This window comes from Halosolutus halophilus (genome assembly GCF_022869805.1).
Classification (GTDB): domain Archaea; phylum Halobacteriota; class Halobacteria; order Halobacteriales; family Natrialbaceae; genus Halosolutus; species Halosolutus halophilus.
The window spans coordinates 3,849,281-3,861,954 of record NZ_CP094974.1 but is presented as its reverse complement, the minus strand read 5'-3'; the positions used below and the strand labels follow the sequence as shown (position 1 = coordinate 3,861,954).

General features: G+C 65.4%; 12 protein-coding genes and 1 pseudogene. 7 read left to right on the top strand and 6 right to left on the bottom strand.

The window, feature by feature from the left end; all coding sequences use genetic code 11:
* Positions 1 to 112: 112 nt before the first annotated feature.
* The 4 genes from MUG98_RS19015 to MUG98_RS19000 all read right to left on the bottom strand — a co-directional run bounded on the left by MUG98_RS19015 (position 113) and on the right by MUG98_RS19000 (position 2,366).
* Positions 113 to 811 (bottom strand): hypothetical protein, encoded by a 699-nt coding sequence (locus tag MUG98_RS19015; RefSeq protein WP_265108995.1) that lies wholly within the window; start codon positions 809 to 811, stop codon positions 113 to 115.
* Positions 812 to 900: 89 nt separating this feature from the next.
* On the bottom strand, positions 901 to 1,335 hold the full coding sequence (locus tag MUG98_RS19010; RefSeq protein ID WP_265108994.1) for a DUF5807 family protein: 435 nt from the start codon (positions 1,333 to 1,335) through the stop codon (positions 901 to 903).
* A 172-nt stretch (positions 1,336 to 1,507) separates the two neighbouring features.
* Positions 1,508 to 1,942, bottom strand: a complete 435-nt coding sequence (locus MUG98_RS19005; RefSeq protein ID WP_265108993.1) for a DUF7112 family protein — start codon at positions 1,940 to 1,942, stop codon at positions 1,508 to 1,510.
* Between the two features lie 28 nt (positions 1,943 to 1,970).
* Positions 1,971 to 2,366, bottom strand: a complete 396-nt coding sequence (locus MUG98_RS19000) for a 30S ribosomal protein S6e (RefSeq protein WP_265108992.1) — start codon at positions 2,364 to 2,366, stop codon at positions 1,971 to 1,973.
* A 223-nt stretch (positions 2,367 to 2,589) separates the two neighbouring features.
* Here MUG98_RS19000 and MUG98_RS18995 point away from each other — a divergent pair.
* From MUG98_RS18995 to MUG98_RS18970, 6 genes and pseudogenes are all read left to right on the top strand, one after another.
* Positions 2,590 to 2,871: pseudogene (locus tag MUG98_RS18995) on the top strand (WNWW family protein); the annotation flags it as partial.
* A gap of 72 nt (positions 2,872 to 2,943) precedes the next feature.
* A complete protein-coding gene (locus MUG98_RS18990) occupies positions 2,944 to 3,759 on the top strand; it encodes a TetR/AcrR family transcriptional regulator (protein ID WP_265108990.1) in 816 nt (271 codons plus the stop codon).
* Positions 3,756 to 5,234: an MATE family efflux transporter gene (locus MUG98_RS18985; RefSeq protein WP_265108989.1), complete on the top strand. Its 1,479-nt coding sequence runs from the start codon at positions 3,756 to 3,758 to the stop codon at positions 5,232 to 5,234. The genes MUG98_RS18990 and MUG98_RS18985 overlap by 4 nt, the downstream gene beginning before the upstream one ends.
* A 145-nt stretch (positions 5,235 to 5,379) precedes the next feature.
* A complete protein-coding gene (locus MUG98_RS18980) occupies positions 5,380 to 5,724 on the top strand; it encodes a hypothetical protein (protein ID WP_265108988.1) in 345 nt (114 codons plus the stop codon).
* 170 nt (positions 5,725 to 5,894) lie between these two features.
* The gene (locus tag MUG98_RS18975; protein WP_265108987.1) at positions 5,895 to 7,004 is read left to right on the top strand and encodes an NAD(P)/FAD-dependent oxidoreductase; all 1,110 of its coding nucleotides are present in this window, start codon (positions 5,895 to 5,897) and stop codon (positions 7,002 to 7,004) included.
* Positions 7,005 to 7,071: 67 nt separating this feature from the next.
* Positions 7,072 to 7,344 carry a DUF7967 family protein gene (locus MUG98_RS18970; protein WP_265108986.1) on the top strand — a complete coding sequence of 91 codons (273 nt, stop codon included), beginning with the start codon at positions 7,072 to 7,074 and terminating at the stop codon, positions 7,342 to 7,344.
* A 116-nt stretch (positions 7,345 to 7,460) separates the two neighbouring features.
* On the opposite strand, the gene MUG98_RS18965 is transcribed toward MUG98_RS18970, so the two are convergent.
* The gene (locus tag MUG98_RS18965; protein ID WP_265108985.1) at positions 7,461 to 8,477 is read right to left on the bottom strand and encodes a potassium channel family protein; all 1,017 of its coding nucleotides are present in this window, start codon (positions 8,475 to 8,477) and stop codon (positions 7,461 to 7,463) included.
* A gap of 272 nt (positions 8,478 to 8,749) precedes the next feature.
* Positions 8,750 to 11,146 (bottom strand): heavy metal translocating P-type ATPase, encoded by a 2,397-nt coding sequence (locus tag MUG98_RS18960; RefSeq protein WP_265108984.1) that lies wholly within the window; start codon positions 11,144 to 11,146, stop codon positions 8,750 to 8,752.
* A 232-nt stretch (positions 11,147 to 11,378) separates the two neighbouring features.
* On the opposite strand from MUG98_RS18960, the gene MUG98_RS18955 reads away from it, so the two are divergent.
* The gene (locus tag MUG98_RS18955) at positions 11,379 to 12,620 is read left to right on the top strand and encodes an MBL fold metallo-hydrolase (protein ID WP_265112488.1); all 1,242 of its coding nucleotides are present in this window, start codon (positions 11,379 to 11,381) and stop codon (positions 12,618 to 12,620) included.
* Positions 12,621 to 12,674: the final 54 nt, after the last annotated feature.

The window sequence follows — 12,674 nt, the reverse complement described above, 5'->3', positions numbered from 1 at the left end:
CCGACGATCTCGAGGCGGCGATCGCAGACCGACGCGACCGACGCGTCCAGGAATTCGAATCGATCGCCGATCGACCGTCGAACTGACTCGATAGCCGGGACGGCGTTCTCGATCACTTCTGTGAGAGCACGTACCGCAACACGAGCTGCAGGACGTGGACGAACACGCCGGCCACGGCGATGTAAACCCCGATCGTCTGGAGGCCGATCGAGGCGTCGCGCTGGTCGCGCACCTGCCAGATCTCGTACCCCAGCCGCAGCAGGAACCCGAGGAAGATCAGGACGAAGCCGACCAGCAGGGCGGGCTGGACGAACGTGCCGACGAGGATCGCGACGATGCCGCCGATGAACGAGAAATTGGCGTAACGGCCCCAACTCTCGAACGTCTTCGATCGGGCGTAGACGTAGCCGGAGATGAGCGCGGTCAGCAGGGCGGTAACGATCGCCGTCACGCCGAGGATCGTCAGGTGTGTGTCTCGCGGGGCAAACCGGAGCACCCCCGCGCCGAAGACGCCGAAGGCGAGTTGTAAGATGACCATCCCGACGAACGCGATTCCCGTGTCGCCGTTCTTGACGCCGCGTTCGGCGACGAACTCGCCGGCCATGATCGCTACCCCGTAGACGAGCACGCCGACGATCGGTGCCACCCCGAACAGGTACTCGTTGACGTCTCGCAACGGCGTCGTGACGATCACGTACATGAGGGCGACGTTGATCGCCATCAGCGCGCTCGCCCCGCCGATCACCTGCACTTCGCGACTCGAGAGGCCGAACCCGCGATCAGTCTCGTGTGGGGTTTCGAAGGAGCTCACTGTCCAGTACTAGCCGATCCGCCCGCAAAAGGCTGGTCCTTGATCTCGTCCTCGGCGGCTGGGCCGGACCGGACGAGATCCACTCGCGATCAGGCGTCGGAATCGCTCGCGTTCCACCGATCGGAGTACGCCGCCCCGCATTCACACCGTCCGTAGGCGTGGATGACGTCGCCTTCGGCGTAGATGCCGCCGACGTCTTCGTTTTGCGCTTCGGCGAAGGCGAAGATGAACTGCGGGTCGTGGTTCCCGTCGCCCTCCTCGTCGGGGCAGGTGCCGTCCGTGAGATCGTCGGCGATCGGACTCTCCCGTTGCATCGCGGACTTCGCGAACTCCATCGCGCCGGTCCCCGTCGCGGCCTGGAAGGCACTCCGGCCACGTTCGCCGTCGACGACGATCAGCACGCCGCCGTCGACTCGCTCGCCGAACTGCTCGAGTCGATCGTCGTCGACGAACGAGTCGGCGAGAAACAACGCCACGTCCTCCAGGCGCTGGCCGGCGAGGAACTCCGCACGTGAATCTGTCATGGGTTTTGATCCTCGCTCGATGGGGAAAAAGGGCGCGTCATCGTCCGGCTTGGACGTGACCGTGACCGCGCTGGATGTCGTCCGATCGAGACGGGCGCCCGCAGTCTCGGGCGGGTCGAGGGTGTCCAGTCGCGGCTCGCGGGTGGCTGTCGCGGTCGCACTACCGCAATCGCTAGTCTTCGAGGTTCTCCGCGATCGATGACAGGCTGTCGCTCGGCGGTTCGCGTGCGTCGTAGTAGGCCGACTCCCCCGGGGCCCGGAGGCCGTAGAGGAAGTCGGGTTCGACGACGTCGACGAGGACCGAACCGCCCGCCGGGACGTCGTAATCGTCGATCCACGCCGACAGCCGATCGGTGCCGCCGCTCGGATCGCGTGCCAGATCCGGGGTCTCGTAAACGCCGGGGATCGACAGGTCGTCCCCCGTGAGCGCTCGCTCGACGCGTGCGAACAGTTCGTCACCGTCGAGGACGACGCGGACGACCTCGTCGGTCGGGAACGCGTCGCGGTCGTCTGTCGGGATATCCAGGCGGCGGCCGGTTGGCGTCTCCGCACACGTCGCTCGAACCGTCCGCACTGACGGGTGGTCGCTCGAAACGCGGTCTGCCATGATGAGAGTTGAAAGAGAACGCGGGGTGTTACTCGTCGCCGTCGTCGCCCAGCAACTCGTCGACGTCGCTGCTCCCGCGGTCGACGATCGAGGCGTTGATCTGCGCAACGGCGTCGGAGATCTCGCGGCCACGAACCGTGATCCGGCGGCGCTCGCCGTCACGCGACGGGTGATAGCCCGTCTGGCGCTCTTTCATCAAGACCTCCTTCAGGTTCGCCCCGGCGACCTCGGGGGTGAGCGGTCGGCCGGCCTCGTCGGAACCGCCGGTGATTTCGAGCGTGTAGCCGTCGAGTCCGACCGATCCGCCGTCGACTTCCTCGCCGATCGACTTGCCGATGAACCGGTTCGCGTCCTGTTCCTCCGCCTCGAGTTGGTAGGACGACCCGGAATCGGGGTCGCCGACGACGACAGTGAAACTTGCCATGCACGGGAGAAAACGGTCGGTGCTCAAAAACACATCGAAACGAGGGCCACGATCGGGCCGTCGATCGCCCTCGTGGCCGCTGTCGACGGGGCCGATCGGTCTCCGGCAGTGGCTCTGGAACCCATACGGCCCGACGGGCAGCGAACCCGGGGTCCCGTTCCGTGCGGACACGACAGCCCGCCCCGTGGGCGGTGGGATTTAGGACTCACACCGCCCACGTACGGGTATGGCGATCGATCCGGAGAGACTCGAAAGCCGACTGCGCGAGGAGTTCGGCGGCACGAGGGCCCAGTCACGGGTCGTCGTCCGGCAAGCCGTCGATCTCGCGGACTCAGGGCAGTACCACGAGGATGTGGGGGTCGATCTCACGACTCGCGTCGTCGTCGACGAACTGTCCGACGCTCCGGACGGGGGCCCGCCCGAACGGTGGAACTGGTGGATCGGCTCGCTGGAGCTCGCCTACGGCGGCTACGGTCGGTTCGGGATCAGGCAGTACCGGGCGTAGCGGCCCGGACCTCTCTTCACGAACTGTTTCGAACCGAAACCCCTTTTGCTACACTGACTACCTAGTCAGTTAGTGACTGATCCGGACGTTCGCGAGACCATCATGGTCGGGACCTACGAGGCATTGTGTGACCGCGGGTACACCGACCTCACCGCCCAGGACATCGCCGATAGGACTGACAAGAGCAAGTCGCTGCTGTTCTATCACTACGACTCCAAAGAGGACCTCGTCGCCGACTTCATCCGGTACCTCGTCGAGCGATTCGACGAGCGCGTCGCGGCTGTCAGCGATCGCCCGCCGGTCGAACGGCTGGCGACGTTCGTCGACTGGTTCCTCTACGGGGCCGGCGACGACGACCGTCGCTCCTTTCACACTGCCCTGCTCGAACTGCGGGCCCAGGCACCGTACAACGAGCGGTACCGCGAACAACTGCGACGGAGCGACGAACGACTTCGCGAGACGCTGGAGGACATCCTGCGGGACGGTATCGCGTCCGGCGACTTCCACGAGCACGATCCCGAGGAGACGGCCGCATTGCTGATCGCTGCCTTCGACGGCGCTCGCATCCGGCAGTTGACGCTCGGCTGTGACACCTACCTCGATGCCGTCCGATCGGGCACCGTCGGCGCCGTCTTCGCGGACATCCTCGCCGACGACGTCACGTTCCCGGCCGATCGGCGGCCGACGACGACGCCGACCGGTGCGGCGGACGACGGGTTCGAGATCACCCTCGGCCTGACGGACGAGGGGCCCGACGATGCGGATCACGACGTGAATAAGAACGACGATGCGGATCACGACGGGAACAAGAAAGATGACGGGCGCGTAGCCGACGACGCCGACGAGAACGGGCGTGCAACCGACGCCGACGAGACCGAGGGCGAATGAGCGACTCTGGCGATCGATCCGTCGACGTTACCGACGGCGACCTGTTCAAACCGCTGGTCGTGCTCTCGGCACCGATCGTCGCCGGCCAACTGTTGCACGTCGGCTACAACCTCGCGGACACCTACTGGGTCGGGCGGCTCGGCGGCGACGCCGTCGCCGCGCTTTCCTACTCGTGGGCGATCGTCTTCCTGATGGTCAGCGTCGGCGGTGGACTGACGGTCGCGGGAACCGTCCTCGTCTCCCAGCACAAGGGCGCGGGGAACGTCGCGAAGTCGTCGCACGTCGCCGGACAGACGCTCTCGTTCGTCACGCTCGTCGCGATCGCCTTCGCGATCGTGGGCTACGCCCTGTCACCGTGGCTGATGCGCATGATCGGCGCCGAACCGGGCAGTGACGCGTTCGTCTACGCCGTCTCCTACACCCGGATCATCTTCGTCGGCGTCTGCTTCATGTTCTGGTTCTTCATCTTCGACGCGCTCTCTCGCGGGTGGGGGGACACGCGCACGCCGCTGTACCTGATGATCGTCAGCGTCGCCCTCAACGTGATCATCGATCCGGTCCTGATCCTCGGGTTCAGTGAGAACCCCCTCTTCGCGTGGTTCGGTGCGACGGGGCTGGAGGCCACGCTGTACGAACTGAGCGGGTTCGACGGCTACGGCGTCGCGGGGGCCGCCGTCGCCACGATCTTCTCTCGCGGGGTGGCCGCCAGTATCGGCCTCTTCCTGCTCTTTTCCGGACGGGTCGGGCTCGATCCGTCGCTGTCGGACCTGCGGCTGCAGGCCGAGACGGTCCGGAAGATCATCGACATCGGCGCGCCGACGGCGACCGAACAGGGCGTCCGATCGTTCGGGCTCACCGTCCTCACGGCGCTGATCGCGCTGGCCGGGACGGACGCGGTCGCGGCGTACGGGATCGTCAACCGCCTCTCCTCGCTGATGTTCCTCCCGGCGCTCGGGCTCGCACGCGGGACCGAAACCGTCGTCGGCCAGAACCTCGGCGCGGAGCAGGTCGACCGAGCCAAACGCGCTGTCAAACTCAGTTCGGTAATGATCGTCGCCATCTTCGCCGTCGTCGTCGCGGCGGCGTATCCGTTCGGCGAGGAGATCACGGCGGTCTTCATCGAGGGCGAGGAGTCGGCGCAAGTAATCGAATACGGGGCCGCGTACGTCCTGATCGCCGGCCCCTCGTACGTCTTCCTCGGGGTCTTCCAGGTCCTGCTCGGCGGACTCCGCGGGAGCGGTTCGACGCGCGCCGCGATGGTGCTGTCGATCCAGGAACTGTGGCTGTTTCGCATTCCGATCGCGGCGATCGCGATCGTCGTCTTCGATATGGGCGTGACCGGGGTCTGGTACGCCGTCGCGATCTCGTACGTCGCGTCGGCGATCACGACGGCCGCGTGGTTCCTGCGAGGGACCTGGACCGACAACGTCGTCACCGACGACGTACCCGCTGCGACGCCCGAACCCGGTGACTGAGACCGGCGGCCATCGTCCTCGACCAGCGCGATCGACGATCGAAAGGCTGCAATTCCGCCGAGCGGCCTGCATCGTTCCGACGCCGGGTCCCGTGGCACTGCTCGAGAGGGTAACACGGATTGCGCTGGACCTCGAAGGGGAACCGATGAGTGAACCGACCCGTCCGCTCTGGCCAGCGTACCTCCTGTCGGTGTTCGTCGCCGGCCTCGGGCACTGTTATCTCGGCCAGTGGAAGCGTGGGGCGGCCTGGTTCGGCAGCTACGTCCTCGCGCTCGCGTTCCTCAGTGCGCGGACGCTTTCGGGTGCGCTCGAACCGGGCGACCCGTTCGTCGTCGCGGCGTTGCAGTTCGACACGGTCAGTTACACCGACGTCGCGTTCCCGCTCGCCGTGCTGGTCGTTTGCCTGCTCGACGTCTATCTCGTCGGACTCGCCCAGTTCCGGACCGGGTCGGCGAACGGTACGCCGGCGCGCTCGGACGGGACTTCCTGATCCCGAGCACCGCGATGTGACAACTAGTCTCTTTGCCTTCGACGGGAATGATTCCGTCGAGGGATCGAACAGTGATGAACGGGACTCGGTCTACAGCAGCAGTTATCGGCGGCTCAGTGTCCGGACTCGCCGCAGCGACGGGACTGAACGATTTACCATCGGTTTCTCAGGTGACCGTCTACGAGCGACAGGAGTACGACGAGAAGCGAGTCGATTGCGGCGAGGCGATAAACGATGCGACGCTGGTACCGCTCGAGAAGACGCCCGAGAACGGATTCGTCAACGACGTCGACGGGTTCCAGCTCCGCGTTTACGACGGCACTGCTCGCCCGATCGAGGCGCGTCCGCTGTCGACGTCGAACTTGCGATGTGCACCCGGATACATCTGCGAGCGAGACGTCGTCGAACGACGGTGGGCGGACCACCTCGCGTCCAGGGGCGTCGAATTCCGCACCGGACGATCGGTCTCACCGGACGAGTACGCGGACATCGTGGAGACGTACGACTACATCGTCGACGCGTCGGGCCAGCCCTCCCTGACGCTCAAATCGAAGGGGAAAACGCGAGACTACACGGGCGATATGGTCGCTCTCAACGCGACCGTCGAGGGCGACTTCTCGGCGTACGTGAACCGGCCGCGCATCTTTTTCGAGGGATACGTCGGCTACGCCTGGTCGTTTCCGAAGTCCGAACGCCACGCGAACGTCGGAATCGGGTGGGCGGGTGACCGGCGCCCGGACGATTATTTCGCCGCGCTCGAGGCTGCTGCCGAGCGGAACGGGTTCCCGATACCGGAACGGGACCGAGTCAACATCTACACGATTCCGAAAGGTCCGAGCCTCGACCCTGCCAACGCGTACTATCCCGAGGAGAACGTGTTTCTCGTCGGTGATGCAGCCGGAATCGCCAATCGGTATCAAGGGGAGGGAATCTGTCAGGGGATCAGATCGGCGTATCTCCTCACCGACCTACTCGGGGCCGGGAACGAGTCGTCGTATCCACGAGCGTTGTACGATCTGATGCAGTCGGAGTACCGGCTCGCTCACCTGATGCGCGGCGTCTGGGTCGAACACGAAAATCCCGAGTTGTTAGCAGCCGTCGCGGAGACCCTCGACGGTCTGACGATCGACGACATCACACGACGACCTGCAACCGTGATCCGCCGGGTCGCGAGACGGCCGACGACCGCGGCCAAACTGCTCTCCGACGTCGGCATGGTCCGGCGGCTCTACGATTCCTATACTGACTCGTGGGAATACACCACTGGGAAGCGGTCGTGAGGCTTCTGGGATGGATCGCGGCGTTTACGGCCAAACGCCTAAACGCGGGCCTCTCGTTTTGGTTGCCATGCCACCGGAGTCGGACGACGTCCGCGTGTGGCTCGTCGAGCGAGGATACAACAACCGCGACCTCATCGTACTCAAGTATGCGACCCCGGAGGGTGATCGGGTCTTCCGGAAGGAACTCGCATCGCAGGCCGTCGACATGGAGTCGGTGACTGCCGCCAAAGACGTCTCCGAAGACAACCTCGAAACCGTCGACGAGACGGCCGCACAGGACCGGTACGCCGACGAAGCTGCGCGAATGGCGGCCGAACACGATCCCGACGATCCGGTCTGACCTCTCCCACGACTGCGGTCTGGGGCGTTCACACTGCTTCCACTGTAACAGCCGCGTTCGACGGCGACGCCGATGCGTGCCCGCGTCGAACTCGCCGCCGGGAGTTACCGGACCCGTCACGCAGTGGCGGCATCGGACTCGTCCCGGGAGGGCCAGCCGCGCTCGTCGGAGTCGACGAGACCGAGCAAAATTCGTCGACGATCGCTCAGTTCGTCGAGGGACGAGGCGAACTCGTCGTCCGAGACCGTCGGAACGTTTCCCTCGCGGAGACGCCCGATGTCGGGCGCCGGCGGCGTCCGGTCTGCGGGTTCGACGAACGTGTGCTGAAGCGTCCTGAGGTAGTTCTGAACGCTCGTCCGAGCACTCCGGACGAGAATCGCGTCGGGTTGCGCTTCTTCCGGGACGCCACACTGGAGGAGCGTCAATACTTCGTCCAGAATCACGATACCGAGTACCGATGCCTCGTTCGGTTGCTGGCTGTAGAAATAGTGAAGGATCGGGTACGCCTTGTGGTTCGTTGTAAGGGTATTGAGCTGCGTCGTGATCGCGTTTAGCGGCAGATCGAGTCCGCGAAAACCGTCCCCGTCCCAGCTCGTTCGAACGATCTCCTCGCTCGTCGTGCCGAGTCCGCTCACGGTACCGGCGAACGAACGCTTCTGCGTGACGGCATCGAGGAGCGACAGCATGTACGTGATGCTCAACGTGATAAAGAGGAGCCCGCTCGCGGACGCCAGGATGGTCAGTAGCTGCCACAGATCCCCTCTCGGAGCGAAATCACCGATTCCCAGCGTGAATATCGCGTACCCGGCGAAATAGACCCGATCAGCCCAGGTGATCGGCCCCCGGTGCAGCGTATCGATGAGGGCGTGCTCGCCACTGGCAAAGACAAGCGTCCAGCCGCCCCACAGGAGGACGATCCACACCGAGAGGCCGAGCGTGAGAATCAACGGTCCCGAGAGACTGAGAAGGCGATCGTTTCGAGGCCCGACCGTCCGTAGCACCTGCCACGTCCGCGCCATCAGCAGGGACGTTAGTGGGCCGGCACCTTCCGAGATCCAGAGCGTCGTCCAGAGGAGGTCGACGGTAACACTTCCGAGCAGAACGACGCCGAGAAGGAAGTACCCACCGTTCATCCTGTTATCGGGTCAGGGAACGTCAACGCTACTGCGGTATCGTTCGTCCGCCGTGGCTCGCTTCCGCCGCCGCCGTCCGCGTTCGCTTTCCGCGATCGTGTCACTACGATCCTGTCGTCCTCGATGCCAATCACGTACCTGCTTTCGACACAATGGTCCGTCGATTTCGGTCGCGAATGCGGCGGAGTACCGTTCGAACGGAACGAGTCGGGAGCGCGTCGCCCGCGATGTGCATCTCGATCGACGGTCGAGGATGACCCGATGTGGCTCCGCTAGTCCGCTGGCTGTGGTTTCTGCGGTGCGGACACCCCCGGCAAACTCGGGAGGTCGAGATCGACCCGACGGAGGAACTGGGCGTTGATCGCGACGATCACCGTACTGAGCGACATGAGCAGGGCGCCGATCGCGGGTGAGAGGAGGATCCCGATCGGCGCGAGGATGCCCGCCGCGAGCGGAAGCGCGAACACGTTGTAGCCGGCGGCCCAGACGAGGTTCTCCTGCATCTTCCGGTAACTGGCCGAGCTCAGTTTCACGAGGCGGACGACGTCCATCGGGTTGTTCTGAACGAGGATGATGTCCGCCGACTGGACGGCGACGTCCGTCCCGGACCCGATGGCGATGCCGATGTCGGCGCGCGTCAGTGCGGGCGCGTCGTTCACGCCGTCGCCGACCATCGCCACGAACTTGCCCTGCTCCTGGAGTTCGGTCACCTTCTCGTCCTTGTCCTGGGGCAATACCTCCGCGAAGACCGTGTCGATGCCGAGGTCGTCGGCGACGGCGTGGGCCACGTCTTCGGAGTCGCCGGTCAGCATCGCGACTTCGATGCCGAGTTCGTGGAGCGCGTCGACGACCTGGTAGCTCTCCTCGCGGACGACGTCCGCGAGAGCGAACGCTGCGACGAGTTCGCCCTCGCGGCTCGCGGTTTCTCCGCTCACTCGGTTCGAGGGATCGCTGGGCTCGCCCTCGCGGGTCGCGTGTCGCTTCGCTCCCGCTCGCTCGTTCGAGGGCTCACTTCGTGCGCCCTCGCGGACCAGATAGACCACCGTCTGTGCGTTTTCGCCGGCCCGTTCTGCGAACGCCGACAACTCGGACGGGACGTCGGTATCGAGGTGTGACAGGAGATTCGGGCCGCCGACGTGTACCGTGTCGCCGTCGACGGTCGCACGCACGCCGCGGCCCTTGAGCGCCTCGAAGTCCGTCGCGGTTCCCGCCGTGACGCCCCGCTCGTCGGCGGCTTCACGAATCGCTCGGGCGATCATGTGTTCGGAGTCGCCCTCGACGGTGGCCGCCAGTGCGAGCGCCTCGTCCTCGTCGACGTCGCCGACCGTTTCGACGTCGACGACGCCCTGTTCGCCCTTCGTGAGCGTCCCGGTCTTGTCGAAGACGATCGTGTCGAGGTTCCGGGCCTGCTCCATGGCGATCCGATCGCGGATCAGCATCCCGTTTCGCGCCGCGAGCGACGTGTTGATCGCGACGACCAGCGGGATGGCGAGTCCGAGCGCGTGGGGACAGGCGATCACCAGCACGGTCACGACCCGTTCGACGACCGTGGCAGTGGACGAAGCGACGACGGTCCACGCGACGGCGGTCACGATCGCCGCAGCCAGGGCGACGTAGAAGAGCCACCCTGCTGCCCTGTCGGCGAGTTGCTGCGTCTGGGATTTGCTCTCCTGGGCTTCCTCGACGAGGCGCATGATGCCCGCCAGCGTCGTCTCGTTACCCGTCGCGCTGATCCGAACGCGAAGGCTCCCGTCACCGTTGATGGTGCCGCCGATCACCTCGTCGCCCGGTTCCTTCGACACCGGTTTCGACTCGCCGGTGATCATCGACTCGTTGACGTCGGAGTCGCCCCTCTGAACGACGCCGTCGGCGGGGACGCTCGCCCCGGGACGGACGAGAACGAGATCGCCTTCCTCCAGGTCGCTCACGGGAATCGTCTCGGTGTCGCCGTCGTCGGTGATGCGTTCGGCAGTGTCCGGGAGGAGTTTCGCGAGTTCGTCGAGCGCGCTGGACGCTCTGCGGACGGACCGCATCTCGATCCAGTGGCCGAGCAACATGATGTCGATCAGCGTGACGAGTTCCCAGAAGAACGCCGACTCGGTCGGCAAGACGACGCTCGCCAGGCTGTAGACGAACGCGACGGTGATCGCCATCGAGATGAGCGTCATCATCCCCGGTGTGCGATCCTCGAGTTCCGGGACGGCCATGCGAAGGAACGGGGCGCCACCGTAGGCGAAGACGATCACCGCGAAGACCGGGTTGATCCACTCGCTGCCGGGGAACGCCGGCACCGAGAAGCCGAGCCACGCCTGGAGCGTCTCGCTGTACAGCAGTACCGGTACTGAGAGCAAGGTCGAGACGAAAAACCGCCGCCGGAACATCCGCTCGTGGCCCTCGTGCATCCCGCCACCACCGCCGTGACCGTCGTGATCGTGGCTCCCCCCGCCGCGTCCGTCGTGGCTTTCCTCGTGGCCGTACTGCTCGTCGACCTCCCGTTCGCCCTCGTCGGCGTCTTCGGCCTCTTCCTCCAGCATCGACTGTTCGACGCGCGGTTCGTCCCGCTCGTCACGGGGCGATTCCCGCCCGCCCGCGGGTTCGTCGTGACCGTCGTGACTCGAGTGCCGGTCGGACGAATCTCCGTCGCTGGGGGACTCCCTGTGATCGTCCATGAACTACCCTCGTCGGTACGACTACGCGACGACGGACGAAGGGTGTATGGCTTGCTCACGGAACGTCGAGGAGAAAGTCCCCGCCCTGAAGGGCGGGGAGAATGTCGAGGACAGTTGCGCTCGGATCGGCCGGGAGAACCCGATCGCCGCCGTTTCGAGGAGCGATCGGTCGGTCGGGGACCGGCGAGGGAAAACCGACGAAGAAAAACGGGTCGGGAGTATACCGTCGGTAATGGACATTCAGTTTCTCGGTGGCGCTCGCGAGATCGGCCGGAGCGCCGTTCTCGTGAACGACTCTCTTCTCCTCGATTTCGGGATGCTGACCGACAACCCGCCGCAGTTTCCGATCGAAACGCCGTCCCCCGACGCAGTCGTCGTCTCTCACGGCCATCTGGATCACGTCGGCGCGGTCCCTGCGCTGCTCTCCGGTGACTCCCGTCCCCCGATTCACTGGACCCCGCCGACCTACGAGTTGACCCTGACCCTCGCACGGGACACGCTCAAACTCCACGGGGGATCGTACAACTGTCCGTTCACCGAGACCGATCTCAGGCGCGTCACGCAGGTTTCGAAGACCCACGGGTATCGAGAACCGTTCGACGCGGCCGGCCACGAGGTGACGTTCTACAACGCGGGGCACATCCCGGGAAGCGCTCACGTGCTCGTAGACGACGGGGACACGCGACTCCTCTATACGGGTGACTTCCACACCGACGACCAGCGCCTGGTTTCGGGGTCTACCGCACGACCCGCCGCTGACGTCGTCGTCTGCGAGAGTACGTACTCCGACGTCGAACACGAGGACCGGTCCGCGGTGGAGGAACGCTTCGTCGAGAGCGTCGAGACGACGCTCTGGGAGGGCGGGACGGTCGTGGTCCCGGCGTTCGCGATCGGCCGAACTCAGGAGATGTTGCTCATCTGTGACGCCCACGACGTCCCGTGTTACGTCGACGGAATGGGAAAACGAGTGACCGAGATGCTCCAGCAGTATCCCGAGTTCCTCCGCGACGCGGACGCGTTTCGGCGAGCGAAGTCCCACGCACGGTTCGTCACCGGGCGCAACGGCCAACGAAAGCGAATCACCGACCAGCGGGCAGCGATCGTCACGACCAGCGGAATGCTGTCCGGCGGCCCCGCGATGACCTACATCCCCGAGATCCGTCGGCATCCGACGAACAAGATCGCGATGACCGGCTATCAGGTCGACGGGACGCCCGGCCGCGACCTGCTCGAGACCGGGACCGCCGAGATCGACGGCCGGGTGATGCCCGTGAGCGCGCAGGTCGAACAGTACGACTTCTCTGCGCACGCCGATCGCACGGGGCTCCTGTCGCTCCTCGAATCCTACCGGGACAGCGAGGTGCTCGTCGATCACGGCGATCGCTGCGAGGCATTCGCCGCGGAACTGCGGGCGGACGAGTTCGACGCGAGCGCGCCGGAACTCGGGGCGACGGTATCGATCGGGGTCGACTGAGCGCCTCTCGATCCAAATCGATCGGCCCGAACACGCGCGTATCTGCGACGGAGG